Annotated in this window: 21 protein-coding genes; 11 read left to right on the forward strand and 10 right to left on the reverse strand. The window is 62.1% G+C overall.

From position 1 onward, the window contains the following. Nucleotides 1–6 precede the first annotated feature (6 nt). Nucleotides 7–1,542 (forward strand): amidase, encoded by a 1,536-nt coding sequence (locus tag CWE01_RS13530; protein WP_100941033.1) that lies wholly within the window; start codon nt 7–9, stop codon nt 1,540–1,542. 11 nt (nt 1,543–1,553) lie between these two features. Here CWE01_RS13530 and CWE01_RS13535 read toward each other — a convergent pair whose 3' ends face one another. Continuing rightward, on the reverse strand, nt 1,554–2,129 hold the full coding sequence (locus tag CWE01_RS13535; protein ID WP_100941034.1) for an acyl-homoserine-lactone synthase: 576 nt from the start codon (nt 2,127–2,129) through the stop codon (nt 1,554–1,556). A 132-nt stretch (nt 2,130–2,261) separates the two neighbouring features. On the opposite strand from CWE01_RS13535, the gene CWE01_RS13540 reads away from it, so the two are divergent. The 9 genes from CWE01_RS13540 (at nt 2,262) to CWE01_RS13580 (ending at nt 12,657) form a co-directional block, all read left to right on the forward strand. Continuing rightward, a complete protein-coding gene (locus CWE01_RS13540) occupies nt 2,262–2,471 on the forward strand; it encodes a helix-turn-helix transcriptional regulator (protein WP_100941035.1) in 210 nt (69 codons plus the stop codon). Between the two features lie 305 nt (nt 2,472–2,776). Continuing rightward, entirely contained in the window at nt 2,777–3,814 is a 1,038-nt protein-coding gene (locus CWE01_RS13545) for an isopenicillin N synthase family oxygenase (RefSeq protein ID WP_100941036.1), read from the forward strand. A gap of 28 nt (nt 3,815–3,842) precedes the next feature. After that, nucleotides 3,843–4,658 (forward strand): MetQ/NlpA family ABC transporter substrate-binding protein, encoded by an 816-nt coding sequence (locus CWE01_RS13550; protein WP_100941037.1) that lies wholly within the window; start codon nt 3,843–3,845, stop codon nt 4,656–4,658. Continuing rightward, complete coding sequence (locus CWE01_RS13555) at nt 4,655–5,473, forward strand: methionine ABC transporter ATP-binding protein (RefSeq protein ID WP_100941038.1); 819 nt, start codon at nt 4,655–4,657, stop codon at nt 5,471–5,473. The genes CWE01_RS13550 and CWE01_RS13555 overlap by 4 nt, the downstream gene beginning before the upstream one ends. Next, the gene (locus CWE01_RS13560) at nt 5,470–6,141 is read left to right on the forward strand and encodes a methionine ABC transporter permease (RefSeq protein WP_100941039.1); all 672 of its coding nucleotides are present in this window, start codon (nt 5,470–5,472) and stop codon (nt 6,139–6,141) included. The genes CWE01_RS13555 and CWE01_RS13560 overlap by 4 nt, the downstream gene beginning before the upstream one ends. 38 nt (nt 6,142–6,179) lie before the next feature. After that, a complete protein-coding gene (locus CWE01_RS13565) occupies nt 6,180–7,742 on the forward strand; it encodes a sugar ABC transporter ATP-binding protein (RefSeq protein WP_100941169.1) in 1,563 nt (520 codons plus the stop codon). Next, nucleotides 7,735–8,760, forward strand: coding sequence for an ABC transporter permease (locus CWE01_RS13570; protein WP_100941040.1), 1,026 nt, complete (start codon nt 7,735–7,737; stop codon nt 8,758–8,760). The genes CWE01_RS13565 and CWE01_RS13570 overlap by 8 nt, the downstream gene beginning before the upstream one ends. Before the next feature lie 29 nt (nt 8,761–8,789). Next, nucleotides 8,790–9,845, forward strand: a complete 1,056-nt coding sequence (locus CWE01_RS13575; RefSeq protein ID WP_100941041.1) for a substrate-binding domain-containing protein — start codon at nt 8,790–8,792, stop codon at nt 9,843–9,845. A gap of 412 nt (nt 9,846–10,257) precedes the next feature. After that, the gene (locus CWE01_RS13580; RefSeq protein ID WP_100941042.1) at nt 10,258–12,657 is read left to right on the forward strand and encodes a TonB-dependent siderophore receptor; all 2,400 of its coding nucleotides are present in this window, start codon (nt 10,258–10,260) and stop codon (nt 12,655–12,657) included. A 37-nt stretch (nt 12,658–12,694) separates the two neighbouring features. Here CWE01_RS13580 and CWE01_RS13585 read toward each other — a convergent pair whose 3' ends face one another. Both CWE01_RS13585 and CWE01_RS33685 read right to left on the reverse strand, forming a co-directional pair. Then, nucleotides 12,695–13,156 (reverse strand): DUF3574 domain-containing protein, encoded by a 462-nt coding sequence (locus CWE01_RS13585; protein WP_100941043.1) that lies wholly within the window; start codon nt 13,154–13,156, stop codon nt 12,695–12,697. Nucleotides 13,157–13,318: 162 nt separating this feature from the next. Further along, a complete protein-coding gene (locus CWE01_RS33685; RefSeq protein ID WP_157815216.1) occupies nt 13,319–13,531 on the reverse strand; it encodes a hypothetical protein in 213 nt (70 codons plus the stop codon). Nucleotides 13,532–13,557: 26 nt separating this feature from the next. Between CWE01_RS33685 and CWE01_RS13590 the strand changes: the two genes are divergently transcribed. Then, a complete protein-coding gene (locus tag CWE01_RS13590) occupies nt 13,558–14,064 on the forward strand; it encodes a hypothetical protein (RefSeq protein WP_177143935.1) in 507 nt (168 codons plus the stop codon). A gap of 68 nt (nt 14,065–14,132) precedes the next feature. Here CWE01_RS13590 and CWE01_RS13595 read toward each other — a convergent pair whose 3' ends face one another. The 7 genes from CWE01_RS13595 to CWE01_RS13620 all read right to left on the reverse strand — a co-directional run bounded on the left by CWE01_RS13595 (nt 14,133) and on the right by CWE01_RS13620 (nt 20,801). Continuing rightward, nucleotides 14,133–14,780, reverse strand: coding sequence for a helix-turn-helix domain-containing protein (locus CWE01_RS13595; RefSeq protein WP_100941044.1), 648 nt, complete (start codon nt 14,778–14,780; stop codon nt 14,133–14,135). Further along, on the reverse strand, nt 14,777–14,938 hold the full coding sequence (locus CWE01_RS33580; protein ID WP_177143934.1) for a hypothetical protein: 162 nt from the start codon (nt 14,936–14,938) through the stop codon (nt 14,777–14,779). The genes CWE01_RS13595 and CWE01_RS33580 overlap by 4 nt, the downstream gene beginning before the upstream one ends. A gap of 184 nt (nt 14,939–15,122) precedes the next feature. After that, nucleotides 15,123–16,589 (reverse strand): efflux transporter outer membrane subunit, encoded by a 1,467-nt coding sequence (locus tag CWE01_RS13600; RefSeq protein WP_256579351.1) that lies wholly within the window; start codon nt 16,587–16,589, stop codon nt 15,123–15,125. Nucleotides 16,590–16,609: 20 nt separating this feature from the next. Then, entirely contained in the window at nt 16,610–18,175 is a 1,566-nt protein-coding gene (locus tag CWE01_RS13605; protein WP_100941045.1) for a DHA2 family efflux MFS transporter permease subunit, read from the reverse strand. Next, nucleotides 18,172–19,296: an HlyD family secretion protein gene (locus CWE01_RS13610; protein ID WP_100941046.1), complete on the reverse strand. Its 1,125-nt coding sequence runs from the start codon at nt 19,294–19,296 to the stop codon at nt 18,172–18,174. The genes CWE01_RS13605 and CWE01_RS13610 overlap by 4 nt, the downstream gene beginning before the upstream one ends. Before the next feature lie 23 nt (nt 19,297–19,319). Then, entirely contained in the window at nt 19,320–19,841 is a 522-nt protein-coding gene (locus tag CWE01_RS13615; RefSeq protein ID WP_100941047.1) for a helix-turn-helix domain-containing protein, read from the reverse strand. 216 nt (nt 19,842–20,057) lie between these two features. Next, nucleotides 20,058–20,801 carry a GntR family transcriptional regulator gene (locus CWE01_RS13620; protein WP_100941048.1) on the reverse strand — a complete coding sequence of 248 codons (744 nt, stop codon included), beginning with the start codon at nt 20,799–20,801 and terminating at the stop codon, nt 20,058–20,060. Between the last annotated feature and the right edge of the window lie 19 nt (nt 20,802–20,820).

The raw sequence follows: 20,820 nt of genomic DNA on the forward strand, positions 1-20,820 counted from the left end.
GGAACTATGAATGGATTCGATTTTCCCGAGTATGACCGTCTGGACGGTATTGCCCTGGCGGAGCTGGTTCGGGCGGGCGAGGTCACGCCCCTGGAGCTGCTGGGCGCGGCCCTTGAGCGCATCGACACGCGCAATGGCGCCTTGAATGCGGTCATCCACCGGCTTGAGCGGCAGGCGCGGGCACAGTGCCTCGCGCCGCTGCCCGACGGACCGCTTTCCGGGGTGCCGATCCTGGTCAAGGACCTGCTGGCGGACATCAAGGATTGTCCGACCTGGAACGGTTCGCGCCTGTTCGAGCATTACATTGCCGCCGAGGACACGCAGACGATCTTGCGTTATCGCCGCGCCGGGCTGGTGTTTGCCGGAAAAACCGCCACACCGGAGCTGGGCCTTCACCCTTACACCGAATCCGAGATGACCGGCATCACGCGCAACCCCTGGGATCTGCGGCTGTCGCCGGGCGGCTCGAGCGGTGGCTCCTGCGCGGCGGTCGCCGCCCGGATGACACCGATTGCCCATGGCAGCGATGGCGGCGGCTCGTTGCGCATGCCGGCGTCGCAGTGTGGGGTCTTCGGTCTCAAACCGAGCCGTGGTCGCTCACCCTGCGGCCCGCATTTTTCGGAAGTCTGGCAGGGGTTGGTGACTGAGCATGCGGTGTCCAGAAGCGTTCGCGACAGCGCCGCCATGCTCGATATCCTGGTCGCCGGCCAGGACAGTGCCGACGCCTATCAATGGGCGGTGCCCGAGGACTCCTTTCTCGCGTCCAGCCAGTTGCCTGCGGGTAAATTGCGTATCGCCTACACCTTCGAACCCTTCATGGGCGGGGTCTTGCACCCGGACTGCCGGGCCGCGCTGGAGGACAGCCTGGTGCTGCTCCGCGACATGGGCCATGAGGTGATCGAGGCGCATCCGCCGCTGTCCTCGCCGGACGAGTTGTGTCGCGCCATGCTGGTGATCGTCTGTGGCGAAATGGCCAGTTTCGTCGACAATTCAATCCGTCTGCTCGGACGTCACGCGACCTACCGGGACTTCGAAAGTGGTAGCTGGGCCTTGGCCCGTTACGGCCACATTCTCAAGGCCGTCGACTTTGCCAGGATGAGGGAACTGGCACTGCGCCAGGGGCGGATCATGCGCGACTTTCATCAGCACTACGACCTCCTGGTGACGCCGACGGTCAACCAGTTGCCGGTCCCCGTCGGTGCGTTCCGCCTCGATCCCCGGGAGGCAAAGCTTTCGCGCCTGGTGTTGGGTAAATGGGGCATGGACTGGCCCCTGCGCATGGGCAGCCGGCTTGCCGACATGTCCCAGGCGATCATGCAATACATGGGCTGGACCGTTCCGTTCAACATGAGCGGACAGCCGGCGATGAGTGTCCCGCTGTTCTGGAACAAGGCCGGATTGCCCATCGGCACCCAGTTTGTCGCGGGCATGGGCAACGAAAAGCTCTTGTTGCAACTGGCGACCGCCCTGGAGAACGCACGTCCCTGGGACCATCGGGAACCGACGCGGGTCGAGGATGCCTTCCGGGCGGTGGTTGCCTGAGTCAAGGTGAGCTAATGCTGGCGCAAGGCAGCCAGGGTCTTTTCGCTCAGGCACACCTCGATGGCGATGGCCCGTTCAACCCCGATGGTCATGGCGGGGCCGAGGCGGACCAGTTCGAGTCCGGCTTTGATCAGCATCTTTTCAACGCCCACGGAGGTGACGGTCACCAGCTTTTCCACCTGGCATGAATGGGCGTGGAAAATCAGATGGCTGATGGCGTTCATCGCGGTCTTGGAAAACCCCGCCTGTCCGCTGTCCGAGGCCTTTATGACAAAACGACTGAGTTCCCATATGTTCTCGGCGGCCGGTGCTTGTTGGGTGTCGAGTAACAGCGGGAAAGTGTCTTTGAGCATATAAGGGCCGGTGGTCGGTAATATCCGCCAGCAACCGGTAACTTTATCTTCTTCCTGTTCGTCCAGTAACAGCATGTAGGACGGCTTCAGGGCGTCATAACCGTCTATTTCCATGTCATCGATAATCGAGACATCCCAGCCCTTTTTCTCCTTGAAGATGGAGGCCCGCAGCCTGTGCATCTCGACGAGTGTACGGGGGGCTATGTTGTCACGTGTGTCTATCAGGTATCTCATGTCCGACTCCTGTGTGGAAGGCTACATGGTTATGCAATTTGCATAAGGGCGAAACTATAAGTATTGATAGGTGGTGGACGATGAGTGAGCATGTAAAACTGCCCCCCGTTCATATTTTCAACTGGGGCGTGCATGTATTACAGGACTGATTTTGTCAGGGAAGTTGTTCGTTATCGCTTGGAGGCGGGCATCAGTCAGACGGATTTTTGGGCAAAGTTCGGGGTGACACAAAGTGTCGGCAGTCGTATCGAGACCAGCGGTCGTATGCTGATCCCGTTGTATTTTCTCGTGCGCTTGTATTTTTCCGGGGTCGTTGTCGATGATGACCTGAGGCTTGAGTGAGGCGTGCCCCATCTGTTCCCAGGGGACTGCCCACCGCCGAGCACACCGGTGCGGGTATCCGCCTGGAGTCTTGCGACGAAGCGCCGTCGCGTGGATTGTGCGTTTCGCTGTGGTGGCCGCTGGCGACAGCCTAAGCTAATGCAAAAAAGATATTTATTGAGGATTTTTAAGATCGTATAGCTTTAACCCAGTGCTGGTCAGTCGCTGGGGTCCTTGTCTTTCCCCTGCCTTGAGCAGCTGTTTATCGGCGTGTCAGTTCGACTGATTGCAGGATGAATACCTTTCAAATCACAGGGGAGTGAACCATGCCGAACTCGCTGGACATCACCGCGCTACCTTTGCTGGACCTGTCCCAGCTCGAGGGCAGCTGCGAGCAGCGTCAGGGCTTTCTCGATGCATTGCGCCATGCCGCGCGGGACGTGGGCTTCTTCTACCTGACCGGACATGGCATCGACAGTGCGCTGTTGCAGCAGGTCCAGGTCCACGCCCGGGAGCTCTTTGCCTTGCCCGAGGCGGCGAAAAACGCCGTCGGCATGATTCACTCGCCACACTTTCGCGGGTACAACCGGGCGGCTTCGGAGATCACCCGGGGCCAGCCGGACCTGCGCGAACAGTTCGATGTCGGCGCCGAGCGGGAAGCCCTGGTGCTGGATGAAAACACCCCCCGTTGGGCACGCCTGCAAGGCCCGAACCTGTGGCCTGTCGAGCTGCCGCGACTCAAGCCGTTGCTGCTGGAATGGCAGCAGGCGATGACCGCGATGTCGCTGCGCCTGCTGCGCGCGTTCGCCCAGTCCCTGTCGTTGCACGAAGAGGCTTTCGACCCGCTGTATGGCGACAAGCCGAATGAACATATCAAGCTGATCCGCTACCCCGGCCGCGCGCCAGGCGAAAGCCGCCAGGGCGTGGGTGCCCACAAGGATTCCGGCTTCCTCAGTTTCCTCTTGCAGGACCAGCAGGCGGGTCTGCAAGTGGAGGTCGAGGAGGGGCGCTGGATTGATGCGTTGCCCCGGGAAAATACCCTGGTGGTGAATATCGGCGAATTGCTCGAACTGGCCACCAACGGCTATCTGCGGGCCACGGTGCATCGGGTGCAGTCACCGCCGGTGGGCAGCGAGCGTTTGTCGATTGCCTTTTTCCTCGGTGCGCAGCTGGACGCGGTCGTGCCGCTGTATCCCTTGCCGACGGCGCTGCTGCGCGAGGCGCGGGGGCCAGCCAGCGATCCGGCCAATCCACTGTTACGCGATGTGGGCTGGAACTACCTCAAGGGCCGCCTGCGTTCCCACCCCGATGTTGCCCAGCGTTTCTACGCCGATGCACTGCTCCCCAAGGCCCTGAGCGCCTGACCCTGTCACTTGATCAAGGATTATCAGCATGTTGAAAAAAACCGGATTGACCCTGGCGGTATGGGCGGGCCTGTTCTCTTCGTTCGGCGCCCTGGCGGCTGAGCCGCTGCGGGTCGCGGCGGACCCGGTCCCCCATGCGCAGATCCTCGCGTATGTGCAGAAAATCGACCCGCAGTTGAACCTCAAGATCATCGAGATTCCCAACGGCGTGAACTCCAATGAGTTGCTGGCCCATGGCGATGTCGATGCCAACTACTTCCAGCACCTGCCGTACCTCAAGTCCCAGGAACAGGCCCTCGGGCAGAAATTCGTGGTGGCGGCGACCGTGCATATCGAGCCGCTGGGGATCTACTCGCACCGGCACAAAAGTTTCGACCAGGTGCCGCAAAAGGGCACCGTCGCGCTGCCCAACAATGTCACCAACCTCAGCCGCGCGCTGTACCTGCTGCAAGACAATGGCCTGATCAAGCTCAAGCCCGGCTTCAACGATCCGGCCATTGACCAGGCAACGCCCAAGGACATTGCCGAGAACCCGAAACAGCTGAAGATCCTCGAGATCGAGTCGCCGCAGTTGCCCCGGGCCCTGGATGATGTGGACCTGGCGGTGATCAACGGCAACTACGCGCTGGAGGCCGGACTGTCGCCGGCCAAGGATGCCCTGGGCCTGGAAAAGGCGGCGAACAATCCCTACGCGAATATCCTGGTGACTCTCCCGAAATTGCAGGATGACCCACGGATCAAACAGCTGGCCAAGGACCTCAACTCGCCCCAGGTGGCGAAGTTCATCACCGATACCTACTCGGGCTCGGTGATTCCGGTGGTGGTGGCGGGCAGCCAGCCATGATCTGCGTCGAGCAGTTGAGCAAAAGCTACGGCGCGGGACAGGCGCCGGTCCTCGACCAGGTGTCGCTGAGTATTCCGGACGGGGCGATCTACGGGATTGTCGGGCGTAGCGGTGCCGGCAAGTCGACCTTGCTGCGTTGTCTCAATCTGCTCGAACGTCCCAGCAGTGGACGCGTGGTCATCGACGGCCAGGACCTGACGCTGTTGTCCGACCAGGCATTGCGCCAACAGCGCCAGCGTATCGGCATGATCTTCCAGGGTTTCAACCTGCTGCATTCGCGCAATGTCTTCGACAATATCGCCGTGCCGCTGGAGATCGCCGGCACCGACAAGGCCGTCCGCCAGGCGCGGGTGCGTGAGCTGCTGGACCTGGTCGGTCTGGGGAACAAGGCCGAGGCGTTTCCCTCGCAGCTCTCCGGTGGGCAGAAGCAGCGGGTGGGCATTGCCCGGGCCCTGGCGGCGCGGCCGGCCTATCTGCTCTCGGATGAAGCCACCAGCGCCCTCGATCCGGAAACCACGGCATCGATTCTCGAGCTGCTGCGCGATATCAATCGCCAATTGGGGCTGACCATCGTGCTGATCACCCATGAGCTGGATGTGGTCAAGTCGATCTGCGATCACGCCGCCGTGCTGGATCAGGGGCGGTTGCTGGAGTCGGGGCCGTTGGAACGATTACCGGACGAGCGGGATTCGTCCCTCGGACGCTCCTTGCTGGCGAGTTACAACCTGCCGTTCAAGAGGGCCGTCACGCCGCTGAAACTGGCGAAGGTGGTGGGGTTTCTCAAGCAACACGGGGTCAGGGCTGAGCCGTCATGAATCGGACCATCGACTGGAACGAGATTTTCCAATTGCTGCTCAATGCCACGGGCGAAACGCTTTATATGGTGTTGCTGGCGGGGTTGTTTACCTTGCTGATCGGCTTGCCTCTCGGCGTTCTGCTGTTTGTCAGTCGCCGCCGTGGCCTGTACCCCATGCCCCGGTTGAACAGCGTCCTCAGCGCGCTGGTCAACCTCGGTCGCTCGCTGCCGTTCGTGGTGATGTTGATCGCCTTGATTCCGCTGACCCGGATCATTGTCGGCACCACCCTGGGCAGCACCGCCGCCGTGGTGCCGATCACCATCGGCGCCTTTCCGTTCTTTGCCCGTATCGTCGAAAATGCCATGGATGACGTCGACAAGGGACGGATCGAAGCGATCCTGTCCATGGGCGGCGACATTCGCCATGTGATTTTCAAAGTCCTGTTGCCCGAGGCCCTGCCGGCCTTGCTGGCGGGGATCACCCTGACGCTGGTGATGCTGATCGGCTTTTCATCCATGGCCGGGGTCATCGGCGGTGGCGGTTTGGGGGACCTGGCGATTCGTTACGGTTACCAGCGCTTCAACAATCAGGTGATGGTCGCCACGGTGATCGTGCTGGTGATCCTGGTGCAGGGCGTGCAAAGCCTGGGTGATCGGTTGGTACGTTCCCTGGCGCATCGGCGGTGAGCAGCTTGGTCAGCCCTGATTCCTTGAGCGCCGAACACCTGGCCGCTTATCCCTTGAGCCCTGGATCCTTGATCCGGGTGCGTAACCTGAGCAAGACCTTCGGCGCCAACCGCGCCCTCGACCAGGTCGACCTGCAACTGTTTCCGGGTGAGGTGGTGGCCTTGCTGGGGGCCAACGGGGCCGGCAAATCGACCCTGGTGAAGATCCTTTCCGGCAGTCAGCGACAGGATGCCGGCGAGGTCTGGGTCAACGGCCAGTCACAGCGTTTCAGCTCACCGCTGTCGGCACGCCGGGTCGGTATCGTTGCTGTCCATCAGCAGGTCAACGAAGGTATCGCGCCGGGTCTGAGCGTGGCGGAAAACCTCTTGCTCGATGAGTTGTGCCAGCCCGGGGCGGACTTCTGGCTCAATCGCCAACGCCTGCTGGCACGGGCGGCGAGTATTGCCGCCGGGCTGGCGTTGAGCTTGCCCCTGGAGCAACCCATCGAATGCCTCGGCCAGGCCGAGCGGCAACTGGTGGTGCTGGCCCGGGCCTTTGCCTTGCAGCCGCGCCTGCTGATCCTCGATGAACCGACGGCGGCCTTGTCGGATACCGAGGCCCAGCGGCTGTTCAGCCTGATCGATACCTTGCGCAGTCGCGGGGTGGCGATTCTGTATATCTCCCATCGCCTGTCCGATCTGCAGCGTGTCGCCGACCGCGCCATTGTCCTGCGCGACGGCAAGTTGGCCGGGGAGTTTGGCGCCGGGCAGTTGCCGGCTGCGGTTCACGCCATGCTCGGTGAGTCACTCGATAGCCGGTCGTTCGAGCCGCGCCCGCCGGGGCGGGTCGTGCTGAGCTGGCGTGGGGCCAAAGTCGTGGCCCATGCCCAGGTATTCGACCTGGACCTGCACGAGGCTGAAGTGGTGGTGCTGACCGGCCTGTTGGGCGCCGGCAAGAGCGAGATCGCCGAGGTGCTGTTCGGCTTGCGCCCGGCGCTGGCCGGCAAGCTGCAACTGGACGGTGTCGCCTGGCAGCCCGGATCACCGCGCCAGGCGATCCGCTGCGGGGTGTTCTACGCCGCCGAGGACCGTGCCAGTCATTCACTGATCCCTGACTTTTCCCTGCGCCGGACCCTGACCTTGCCGTTTCTCGAACGCTTTACCCGCGCCGGTTTTATCCGCAACCGGGCCGAGGCGACAGCGGTGCAGGCCCAGGTCGACGCGCTGGGGATCAAGACCGCCGGTATCGACCTGCCGATGAGCGCGTTGTCCGGCGGCAACCAGCAAAAGGTCGTGCTCGGACGCTGGCTGCTGGGGGACGGGCGGGTGCTGATACTGGACGAGCCGTTCCAGGGTGTCGATGTGCGCGCCCGCCGCGAGATCGGCCAGTTGCTGCGCCAGAGCGCCACGGGGCGCGCGACGTTGGTGATCTGCGCCGATCTCGACGAAGCCCTGGAGATCGCCGACCGCATCCTGGTGGTCCGCGAGGGCGGCGTGGTTGCCGAGTTTCCCCGCGCCGGACTGAGCCGCGCGGCGCTGGTGGCCGAGGTGGCCGGTAGCGCCACGGCGGCCCCCGCAACATCCCCCCGTAGCGATTCGCCAAGGAGTAGAGCGAGTGCCTGATTCGAGTGTTTCACTGTCCACCGGCTCCGCGCGTTCGCAGCGTTGGCTGCACGCCGCGATCCGTTATGGGCTGTTGCTGGTGCTGGCGTTGATCGTGGTGTTTTTTTCTGTGGCGGAGCCGGCATTCCTGCGGGTCGGCAACCTGTTCATCATCCTGCAATCGGTGTCGATCGTCGCGTTGCTGGCCCTTGGCGTGACCCTGACCATGGCGGTCGGTGGCTTGGACCTGTCCATCGGCGCGGTGGCCGCCATGAGCCTGATGATTGCCAGCTACGTGATGGTGGTGCTGGGTTGGGGCGCGGTGCCCGCGGTGTTGATCAGCCTGGCGGGCGGTGCATTGGTGGGGCTGCTCAACGGCTGGCTGATCGTCAGGATGCGTGTGCCGGATATTCTCGCGACCCTGGGCAGCATGTTCCTGGTGATCGGCGTGCAACTGATTCCCACCGGTGGGCGCTCGATTGCGGTGGGCATGACCCTGCCCAATGGCGAGGAAGCCGAAGGCACTTTCAGTGCGCTGTTTCTCGCCCTGGGACGCGCTCGCCTGTGGGACACGGTGCCGGTTCCGGTGCTGGTCACCACGGTCGTCGCGTTGGCGGTGTGGTTGTTTCTCGAGCGAACCCGCATCGGCCGGCTGTTCTACGCCATCGGCGGCAACGAGCAGGCCGCACGCCTGGCCGGCGCGCCGGTGCAGCGCTACAAGCTGCTGGCCTACGTATTGTCGGCGTTGCTGGCGTCCCTGGGGGGCCTGTTGCTGGCGGCGCGCCTCGGCCGTGGCGATGTCAGCTCCGGCAATGGCCTGGTCCTCGACGCCCTCGGCGCGGCGCTGATCGGTTTTGCCGTGCTCGGCGCGAAAAAGCCCAATGCCTTTGGCACCCTGGTCGGCGCCTTGCTGGTGGCCACGCTGCTCAATGGGCTGACCATGCTCAACGCACCTTATTACGCCCAGGATTTCGTCAAGGGATTGGTCCTGGTGCTGGCCCTGATGTTCACCTTCGGCCTCGCGCATCGGGCGCGCTGAGCCGCTTCTATCGTTCCCAAGGATTTAGCATGCAAGGATCAATCAAGGGTTTTGTTCGCCACTGCCTGGCAGGCGCGTTGTTGTCCGGGGTGGTCCTGGCCGCCAACGCCAAGCCGCTGCCGGGGGCACCCGCGCCGTTCGACAAGGGCAAGGTGCAGATCGCGCTGGTGGGCTATCTGTTCTCCGGTGACTTCACCGAAGCCTACCTGCGCGGCGTGGAGAAACAGACCGAGGCCCTGGGCGCGACCCTGCGGGTGTTCGATGCCCGGCAACAGGCCGCCAGCCAGCGGGAGATGATCGAGCAGGCCGTCGACCTCGGCGTCGATGGCATCATCATCGAGCTGGGGCTGGCGGAAACCCTCAAGGACGCGGTGGACAAGGCCGTCGCCAAGGGCATCAAGGTGGTGGCGTTCGACGTCGACCTGAACAGCCCGAAGGTGACCCAGGTCGAGCAGGATCACCATGCCCTGGCGCGGCTGGCGCTGGATCAGGCGCTGAAGGATAACGGCACGCGTTTCGATGCCGGGTATGTCTATATCAGCGGCTTTACCCCGATGGAGCGCCGTGACGAAATCTGGAGCCAGGTCAAGGCGGCGAATCCGGGCATCGTCGAGAAGGCTCGCTTCGGTACCCTCAATCCACCGATTGCCAATTCGGTGGCCGACCAGGCCAGCGCCGTGTTGCGCGCCAACCCGGGGATCAGCGTGATCTTCGCGCCGTTTGACGAGTTCGCCAAAGGCGCGAAAATCGCCGTCGACGAAGCCGGGCTCGGTTCGAAAGTGAAGATCTACAGCGCCGATATTTCCACCGCGGATATCCAGATCATGAAAGAACCGGGTAGCGCCTGGGCCGCTACCGCGGCAGTCAATCCGCAAGTGGCGGGGGCCATCAGCGTCCGTGCCCTGGCGATGCTGATTGCCGGTGAAAACCCCGGGCACCAGGTACTGGTGCCACCGACCCTGATCACCCGCCAGCAACTGGTGGACCTGGACGTGAAGAACGTCCGCGATCTGGCGCAGAAGGTTCCGGCCTTTGGCGATGCGGCCAATGTGGCGCGTTCGGCGTGGATTCCCGTGACCGATTGATCGCTGTCGGTAGTACCTCTGAAGTTGCTGTTGGCCTGGCAGGCGCGAGTCGGTTCGCGCCTGCGATAAACTTGTAGTTGTTGGTCACTCATTTGTATCAACAGGTATAACCTCAGATACATTGGTTCTTTTTAAAAGACTTTTGAATTAACTAGTATTACCGGGTTGTTGTTTTATCCGTGGCAAGGACGCCAGAAACAACACCCTCGTCGCCTGGACGGTGACTCAAAGTTCAACTCGTTAGTTTGTCGGCTCGGCAGCGGTATTGTCGTGTCCGTGTGCGGCTGTTCGACGAATGAGCAACTCATAATAAACCGTACTGAAACAACCATTGGAGCAGGCCTGTCTTGCACCGGGCAGTGATAGCTATTGCCCGTCGTACAGTGCCGCACGTTATCTGGGAGCCGTACCGATGTCTCGTCGTTCTTGTTCATTGCTGAGCGCAGCGATTGTCGCCGCCCTGGCCCAAACTCCGGTATTCGGACAAACTTCATCCGACGAAGAAAGTACCGATAACACCACGAATAAACTGGATACCGTACTGGTGACCGGCACGCGGGGAAAAAACCGTACCGTGCTCGATTCTCCGGTGCCGGTGGATGTACTGACCGCGGCTGACCTGAAGTCCACCGGCGCCGTTGGCGGCGAACTGGGGCAGGCCTTGCAGACGTTGTTGCCGTCGTTCAACTTTCCGCGCCAGTCCAACTCCGGTGGCGCCGACCATGTCCGGGCCGCGCAACTGCGGGGCATGAGTCCCGACCAGGTGCTGGTCCTGATCAACGGCAAGCGCCAGCACACTTCGGCGCTGGTCAACGACTCTTCGAAAATCGGCCGGGGTACCGCGCCGGTGGATTTCAACTCGATTCCCATCAGCGCCATCAAGCGCATCGAAGTGCTGCGTGACGGGGCAGGAGCCCAGTACGGTTCCGATGCCATTGCCGGGGTGATCAATATCATCCTCGACGACGCCCCGGAAGGTGGCGAAGTCTCCACCAGCTACGGCGCCTATCACACCCATCAGGACCCCATCGACCGTACCACCACCGATGGTCGCAACTCCTTTACCAGCGCCAAGATCGGTACGCGCCTGGGGGAGGACGGCGGATTCATTCGCGGCGGTACCGAATACAAGGATCGCGACCCGACCAACCGCGCCGGCTTCGACGGTTTCGCCGACACGCCGGGCCAGCGCAACTACGTGATGGGCGATGGCGTGGCCCGGGACACCAACGCCTGGTTCAACAGTGAGCTGCCGCTGGGCTCGGGCAAGGCCTACGCTTTCGGCACCTACAATCAGCGTCATACCACGGGCGCGGCGTTCTATCGTTATCCTTCCGAGCAGCCGGCGTTCTATCCCGACGGTTACCTGCCGCAGACCCTGGGCAAGAACCTCGACCTCTCCGCCACGGCGGGCTACAAGGGGCTGATCGGCGAGCTGTGGGACTTCGATGCCAGCCTGACCCACGGCCGCAACCGCTTCGAGTCTTCGGTGCGCGATACCCTCAACGCCTCCCTGGGCGCCGATTCGCCGACTTCGTTCGACACCGGTAACTATGAGCTGCGCCAGAGCGTGGCAAACCTCGACTTCACCCGTGAATTGAAGCTGGGCCAGCGCTCGTTCGTCCTGGCGCTGGGCAGCGAGTACCGGTATGAAAACTACCTGACCGAACCCGGTGACAGCGCTTCCTATGTGGGCACCGGTGCCGATGGCGGCAGCGGCCTGCGGCCCTCAGAGACGGTGAACATCGATCGCAATGTGTTCGGCACCTACGCCGACCTGTCCGGCGACCTGACCGATAAACTGTTTGTCGATGCAGCGACGCGCTGGGAGCGTTACGACGACGCCGGCAGCAAGCTCACCGGCAAACTCAGTGGCCGTTATGCCTTTACCGATGCCCTGGCGTTGCGTGGCGCGATCTCCAACAACTTCCGCGCGCCATCCCTGGCCCAGGTGGGCTTCCAGCACACCACCACGAACTTCGGCGATGGCGGGCAACTGACGGATATTCGTGTGTTATCGGTCAACGACCCGGTGGCCCGCGCCCTCGGCGCCCAGGATCTCAAGCCCGAGACCTCGAAGAACTTCAGCATCGGCCTTACCGCGCAGCTCAATGATCGTTTTGATATGTCGTTCGACGTGTTCCGGATCGATGTGAAGAACCGCATCACCTTGTCCCAGCGCATCGGTGGCGATGCCCTGGAGCAATACATCCAGAACACGGTCGGGGTGGCCGGGGTGCATGATGTCAACTTCTTCACCAATGCCGCCGACACCCGCACCGATGGCGCCGAACTGGTGCTCAACTACCGCCAGCCCTGGGCCGGTGGGCAGTTGGGGCTGACCACGGCGTATACCTACAACCACACCAAGGTCCTGTCGACCAAGGGCACGCCGTCGCAACTGACCGCCCTGGGCATTGGCAGTGACGCGCTGGTGGGGATAGAGGAGCGCAACACCCTGACCGATGCGGCGCCCAAGGACCGCTTTGTGTTCACCGCCAACTGGACTGATGACACCTGGGGATTGCTGGGGCGTCTGACGCGCCAGGGTGAGACCACCCGGGTCTTCGACTTTGGCGATGGTGATCATCCGACGCAGACCTACGGCGCGGTGTGGCAGCTGGATGCCGAGGCGCAGTACAAGGTGACCAGGAACCTGACGGTGGCCCTGGGTGGCAATAACCTCACCGACAACTATCCGGCACGCTCCAACTCGCAGATCAACTATGGCGGTAATTTGCCGTACGACGTGTTGTCCGCGATCGGCACCAACGGTGCGTATTACTACGGGCGGGCGACTTACGCGTTTTAAGGTCTGTGGCGAGGGGGCAAGCCCCTCGCCACAGGGCCTAGAACGACACCTGTGCCGGCTGCGATAAACGCAACACCGACAAATCCCCCGTGATCCGCTTCCACGCCAGGCGAATGGCCTCGATGTCATTACCGTGCTGCGGGGTGTCTTCATGCAGGATCACGATCACCTTGGTCCCCAGCCGTTCGGGCTCCTTGGCCCCGTGGTCGCGCCATTGACCGTAGGCATCCAGTACGCTGAAACCATCGGGAAAGCGCGGCGTGACTTCCTGATCGAGAAACGCCCGCCAGCGTGCCGGGCTGATCACACCTTCCTGACCTTCCAGAGGCCCCACCGAGAAATACAGCTCGGTGCGCACCCATTGCGCCTGGGCCGGCCGGCTTGCGTCGCCCTGGAGGGTTGAGCTGCTGGGGTCCTTGGTGTGCACCGAAGCGACAGGCGCGCTGACGCAACCGGCAACTGCCAGGCACAGCGCCGCCAGCAAAAAACGTGAATGCATGAAATGTCCTTATTGTGTGTAGGAAAGTGGCTTGCCTATCACTATAAGGGGGCAGGTTTATATCTATAAAAGACCAAAAGAACATTGTTGGTTGTGGCTTTGGAATAAGACCGGGCGGGCGAGTAAAAAGCGATGTCTGTTTAGAATGATTATTTCCTTGAGTTATTTGATTAGTGGTTTTCCACATATCCATAACAGCCAAATCGATGTTATGAATTTGTATTTATCTGTTTTTGTACTTGAATGGATGCCATAGCAGACGCCGGCCTGCAAATGGCGTCCTAAAGCCTGTCCTGGCATCCGCTTCGGCTGCTGGATCAGCGTCTTGCCGTGCATTGGGTTTTCTTTAGAATCCGCCCCATCAGCTTTACCCACTATCGAATCATTCAGGGAGTTTCACCATGATGAACGCCATGCAGATGCAAATGCCGATGAACACCATGCCGATGATGCCGGCCATGGGGATGCCAATGATGATGGCAACCATGACCTGCGAAATGATGGACGACGGCATGCTGTGCAAAATGATGCCGGCTGCTGGCATGGACATGGCGATGTTCAAGAACAGCGCTGAAATGATGCAGATGATGATGAACTGCGGCATGCCGATGATGATGCATTGCGGCAACATGAGCATGATGTGCATGTCCCGGTCGGCCATGGCCATGCCGATGATGAACATGATGATGCCAATGCCGATGATGGGCATGCCGATGCCGTCGATGAAGTGCGTGATGGAATGCACCATGATGGCCGACTGCATGATGTGCAAAATCATGCCGATGGCCGGCATGAACATGGACATGATGAAGAATTGCTGCACCCTGATGATGAAGATGATGAACGATTGCAGCATGCCGATGATGATGAGCTGCAATGGCATGCCCATGATGTGCTGCACCTGCTGATCGATTGAATCAGTAAAAAAGCCCGGCTGGAGTGATCCTCGCCGGGCTTTTTCGTGGCTGTCGGTTATTCAGTCCAGGCGTTCGGGGTGGGTCACCACCAGGTAGGCCACGGCTTCGCTGTCGGCGGGATTGCGATAGCGGTGCGGCTGGTCGGCGTAGAACAGGATCGAGTCACCGGTGGAAAGCAGGTAGCGTTCGTCGTTGACGCTGATCTCCAGCACGCCCTGGGACACCACCAGGTTTTCCTGGACGCCGGGACCGTGGCCCTCGGAGATATCCTCGCCCAGCGGGCTCAGGCGCAGCTCGTAGAACTCCGATTGGCGGGCCACGTCGAAAGGGAAGAGGGCGCGGCTGACAAACGCACCGTTGGCGCTGACCAGGCGTTTGCTCTTGCTTGCCGAGAGCACGGCAACCCCTTCAAAGGCACGGTGTTCGAGAAACGCCGCCACCGAGACCTTCAGGCCCTTGGCGATTTTGCACAGTACCTTGATCGACGGCACGCTGCGCCCGGACTCGATCTGCGCCAGCATCGCCCGGCTCACGCCGCATTGGCGGGCGAGGGCGTCGAGGGACAAGTGATGCTTGCCGCGCAGGCGTTGCAGATTCTGCGCGACCCTTTCACCGATCGGGTCTTCTTCAAGGGGTTGCAGGTTGTTCAGGTCCAGCAGCGGTTCGTCGGCGCTGGCCAGAAACCGTGTCGGGTCCGGTGCATTCACGCGTGACGGGTCTCGCTGGCACGGGCCAGTTGCACCCATTGGAAGGCTTGCTGGCCGGCATTGCGTGCATACATTTCCCACAGCGCTCGGGCCAGCTTCTGCGCGTGCTTGCGCTTGCGGTACTGGGCGAGGTCGATAACGCTATCAGTTGGACTCATAAGGGCTCTCCATTGTCGCGATGACTGGACGGGATGAGCTGAGAGTACGTCGAACGTTTTAATAACAATAAATATTGATTGTTTATTTATTAATGCTTTTTTGATCTTATGCGCGTGACGAGATGGACAAATCACCGCCATCAAAGGCCGGAGCCCCTGATGGCCAGGCGATATGACCTTGGCGCTACTCCACGGCCCAGCCGCCCCCCAGGGCGCGGAACGTGGCGACGGCGGCACGCGCGTCGTTGGCATTGAGCTCTGCCATCTGGTTTCGTGTGCGGAGCAGTTCGCTGTCCTCGTTCAACACTTCGATCAGGCTCACCGCCCCGCCCTGGTACGCCTCGCTGGCCGCTTGTCGCGCGGTTTGCCTGGCGGTGATTTCAAGGGCCAGTTCCTGACGTTGGGCCTCGAGTTGAGTCAGGGTCACCACGGCGTTTTCAACATCTTCGCTGGCGCGCAGCATCGACTGGCGGTATTCGGCCAGCGCCTGGGCGTTTGCGCCTTTGGCCTGGGCGACCTCGGCGTCGACATGGCCGAAATCGAACAGGCGCCAATGCAGCCCCAACAGCGCCTGTGGCTGGAAGGCCTGGGCGCTGAACAGCGAGCCGCTGTGCAGGCTGGAGAAGCCCAGCAGGCCGCCCAGAGAAACCTTCGGGTAGAACTCGGCAACCGCTACGCCGATCCGCTCGTTGCTGGCCGCCAGGCGCCGTTCGGCGGCGATGACATCCGGGCGCCGGCGCAGCATTTCTCCGGGCGCAATGCTGGCCGGGATTTGTGGAACCTTGTAATCGAATTTTTCCGGTGCGCTACCGGCCAGGTCGCGGGCATAGGTCCCGGGCGCGGCGCCCATCAGCACGTCGAGCCGATTGAGTTGCACCGCCAGTTCGGTGCGCAAGGGTGGCAGGGTGGTACGCGCCTGTTGCAGCACGGCCCTGGCCTGGGCGGTTTCGCGCTGGTTGCCCAGCCCTTGGGCCAGGCGGCTTTCGACCAGGCCGAGCAAATCACCCTGGTTTTTTATCTGTTGTTCGGTCACCTGAATCCGCTGCTGGGCACCGCGAATTCGCAAGTAAGCGTCAGCGGCTTCGGCGGCCACGGAAACGCGCACGCCTGCCTGGCTGGCTTGTGCGGCCTGGGCGTCATCCAGCGCGGCCTGCTCGCCACGCTTGAGTCCTCCGGCCAGATCCAGCTCCCAGCTCGCACCGGCGCCGATATTGCTCAGGGTTTGATTGCGCTCGTAGCCTGGCTGGGGGCTCGCGAGTTGGCCCTCGGGACTTTCCAGCGATTGGCGCTGCCGCACGACCTGTCCATCGAGGCTGCCTTGAGGCATACGCGTCGCGCCGGCCTCTTGGGCGACGGCACGCGCCTGCTCGACACGGGCCATGGCTACGGCCAAGTCGAGGTTCTGCGCCAGGACTTTCTGAATCAACTGGGTCAGTTGCGGGTCATCAAAGCCTTTCCACCAGTTTTCCAGTGCGGGGGCGGGGCGCCCGGCGTCGCGCTGCTGCAGGGCGTCTTGCGCCATGAATCGGGCGGCGGCCTGATCGGCGGGGCGCTGGTAGTCCGGTCCCACCGTGCAGCCGGCCACCGTCATGGCCAGTGCGGCCAGTACAAAGCGCCCGTGGGGAAGCATGCGATCAAGCAAAGTGTTCATCGAATAATCCTCAAACGTGATTAATGAGCGTCGGCGGACGGTTGTTTGGGCGGCTGGACCTTGTGCATCAACGGCACCAGCAACGTGGCGGCCACGAAGCAGACCATGATCATCAGGAAGGCGTCGGCGTAAGTCAGCGTTTGTGCCTCTCGCCAGGTCAGGGCCCACACTTGGCGCAACGCAAGCTGGCTGGCGTCAATGCTGTTCTGCCCGAGCAGTTGTGCATTCACCGTGAGTTGGTCGATCCAGGTATTCATGGCTTCGTTGCGGGTATTGAGGTGCTCGGCCAGTCTCAGGAAATGCAGGTTGGTCCGGTCGTTGAGCACGGTGGCACAGGCGGCGATACCGATGGCGCCGCCCAGGTTGCGCATCAGGTTGAACAGGCCGGAGGCCAGTTTCAGGCGCGCGGGAGCCAGCGAGCCAAGGGTGAGGGTCACTACGGGCGGCACCGCCATTTGCTGGGCGAAGCCACGTATGGCCTGCGGTAGCAGCAGTTCCCTGGCACCCCAGTCATGGGTGATGGGGGAGAAGTCCCACATCGACAGGGCAAACAAGGACAGGCCCAGCATCAGGATCCAGCGCAGGTCGATGCGGTTGGCCAGGATCGCATACACCGGGATCGCCAGCAGTTGGAACACACCCGTGGAAAACACTGCCAGGCCGATGTCCAGCGAGCCGTATCCACGGACGCGCCCTAGAAACAGCGGCGTCAGGTAGATGGTGGCGAAAATGCCGATACCGGTGATAAAGGAAAACAGGCAGCCCAGGGCAAAATTGCGATCACCCAGTGCGCGCAGGTCGACGATGGGTTCGGCAATCTCCAGGCAGCGCCAGATGAACAATCCGCCGCTGATGCCGGCAATCCAGGCGGTAGTGGCGATGGTGCCGTCGCTGAACCAGTTCCAGCGTGGTCCTTCTTCCAGGGTGTACTCCAGGCAACCCAGAAACACCGCCATCAGCGCCATGCCGATATAGTCGGCGCCCTTGAGCAAGGCCGGGTTGGGGCGATCAACCTTGACCAGCATCGGCACGACAAAGGTCACGAACAGCCCGGGTACCAGGTTGATGTAGAACAGCCAGTGCCAGGATGATATATCGGTGATCCAGCCTCCTACCGCCGGGCCCAGGGTCGGGGCCAACGAGGCGATGGCGCCGATGGTGGAGGCGGCGATCACCCGCTGTTTGCCGGTGAAATACATGAATGCCGTGGTGAACACCAGCGGGATCATCGAGCCGCCGAGAAAACCCTGCAAGGCGCGAAAGGCAATCATGCTCTGGATGTTCCAGGCCAACGCGCACAGCAGGCTGGTCAAGGTGAAACCGGCTGCCGACACGGCGAACAACCAGCGCGTGCTCATCACGCGCGAGAGCCAGCCGGACATGGGGATCACGATGATCTCCGCGATCAGGTAGGCGGTCTGTACCCAGGCCGTGTCGTCGGCGCCGGCCGACAGACCGCCGCCAATATCCTTGAGCGAGGCAGAGACGATCTGGATATCGATCAGGGCGATGAACATGCCGACGCACATGGTGGCGAAAGCCGCCACTTTTTGTGCCATGGTCAGTGTGGGCAGTGGGTTGTTCATGGCCGGCCCGCCACGGCGACGTCATCGGATGGCAGTGCATCATGGGTGTTCACCCGGGCAACCACCGACAGCCCGGGGCGCAGCGCACCCAATTGTGCGTCGGCGCTGTCCAGGCGTACCCGGACGGGGACTCGCTGGACAATCTTGGTGAAGTTGCCCGTGGCATTTTCCGGTGGCAGCACGCTGAACTGCGCGCCGGTGGCTGGCGCCAGGCTTTCGATGTGCCCGTGGAACTCACGGCCGGGCAGGATATCGGCCCGGATACTGACCGCTTGGCCAGCCTGCATGCGCGCCAGTTGGTCTTCCTTGAAGTTGGCGTCGACCCACAGCCCCCTTGCCGGCACCACCGCGATCAGCTGGCTGCCGGCGGCGGCATAGGTGCCGACCCTGGCACGACGGTTACCGATGTAACCATCGACAGGCGCGCGCAACTCGGTATAGCCGATGTTCAACTGGGCCTGTTCACGCTCGGCTTGGGCTTGTTGCAGCGCTGCCCGGGCCTGGCCGCGCTGGCTTTCGATCACGTCCAGTTGCCGGCGAGCCGCGAGCAGCCCGGCCTCGGCGCGGGCGTGATCGGCACGCGCGGTCTTCCAGGTGGCATCGACGCGCTGGGCACTCTCGACCGATACGGCCTGGCTGCGCACCAGATTCTGATAGCGCGCGTGATCGTCTCCGGCCCGTTGCGTCTCGGCATCCGAAGCATCGATCTGCGCCTTGGCCTGGTTGATGACCGCTTGTTGCAACTGTTCGGTCGCGTCGAGATTGACCAGGCTGGCCTGTTGCGCCGCCACGGCGCCATCGGCCTTGTCCAGGGCGGCGCGGTAGTCGCGTACATCGATACGGGCAAGCAGGTCGCCGGCTTTGACAAACTGGTTGTCCAGCACCGCCACCTCGCTGATGTAACCCGGCACCTTGGCGCTGATGACCGTGACATCGGCGCCCACGTAGGCGTCGTCGGTGTCTTCGATGAAGCGCCCGGCCCACCACCAGTGGCCGCCATAGCCGACGGCGCCGATGACGGCGAGGGTCAACAGCCCGAGGCGCAATGCCTGCTTGCGGCGGACGGGGGTGGATGAGACGGGGGGGACGGGTTCGGGCTCAACGCTGACTTGGGTTGCCATGGCGAAATGACCTTTGCGAAACGTTAATTGGGAAAGTGGCTGACCAGGGCATCGCTCTGGCGATAGGCCTGGCCGGTACGGACACGCCATTGAGTCAATTCATCGGCATCATGGGATACATGCACCCGGTGGCCTTCGGGGGTGATGGGCTTGCCGGTATTGGCATCCATCAGCGTCAGCGCCACGGGTTGTCCGGTGGTTTCGTCCGCCAGGAAAACCTTGTCTGAACCGCTGGAGTGGCGAGCGCCCCAGGCCATCAGCGTGAGAATGACCGGGCGTAGCTCCCGGCCCGCTTCGGTGAGGTGGTACTCATGGCGTGGCGGGTTGTCCTGATAGGGGCGGCGCTCCAGCAAACCGGCGGCCACCAGATCATTCAGGCGGCGGGTCAGGGTGTTCGAGGCAATACCCAGGCTGTTGAGGAACTCGTCGAAACGGCGCAGGCCGTAGAAGGCATCGCGCAGGATCAGCAAGCTCCAGCCGTCACCAATATGCTCGAGGGCATGGGCGACCGGACAAGGCATGGGTTGGAAGCTGGCTCTTTTCATTGGATTTCTCCAGGTCGGTGTTTAATTTTATTACGCTCATAATATTTCATAGTGGATTTCATAATGAAAGTGACTTTTGCAAAAAAACGATGCCGATCGTCGGCCAGCGCTGGGGGCCGGGGCGAGGTCAGTTCTCAACTGAGCGGAATCAGGGGCTGCCCGCTCGACGGAGCGGGGCGGAGGGAGTCAGCAGGGAGGGGGCTGGGCGCCCTGATTTCAAGGGCTGGGGCTGGACTTGAAGACACCGCTGAGGACAAACGCATAGCGCTCCGGGCGGATAAAAAAGGTGGTCCGGTCACAGCAGCGGCCATCGGCAAAATACGAGGTGCGCTCCATCACCAGCAGCGCCGCGCCACGTTTCACATTCAGGGTATTGGCCAGGTGCCTGTCGGCTTCCTGGGCGCGAATCGCCATGTCGGCTCGGCTGACCGGGGAGCCGGTGATCGACTCCAGGATCGAGTAGATCGGACGGTTCTCGACCGCGCTCCAGACCACGTCCGCCAGTTCCACCGGCAGATGGCTGCGACCCAGGGCGATGGGCTCGTCGTCGACAAAGTGCAGGCGCTCCAGCAACAGGCACTGGTCGGCTTCCGCAAACAGCGCGCACAACGCCTCGGGTACCGGCTGCAGATGATGATCGAGGACCCGCATGCTCGGCTTGAGGCCTTGCAACAGCAGCGCCTCATGAAAACTGCGCAGGGCATCGAGACCATGGCGGACCTGCTTGGCCGCGACGAAGGTGCCTTTGCCTTGCTTGCGTTCCACCACGCCCTCGTCACTGAGCTTGCCCACGGCCAGGCGGATGGTCACTCGACTCACCGCAAAGCGTTGACCCAGTTCGGCCTCCGAGGGCAGCTTGCCACTGGGTTCGTAGGCGCCGCGCTGAATCTCTTCCAGTAACTGATGGGCGATCTGTTCGTAGAGCGAGGTGGTGCTGTCACGAAGAATGGGCGTGGACACTGCTGGATTCCGTGATCTG

This window comes from Pseudomonas sp. QS1027, assembly GCF_002814235.1.
Classification (GTDB): domain Bacteria; phylum Pseudomonadota; class Gammaproteobacteria; order Pseudomonadales; family Pseudomonadaceae; genus Aquipseudomonas.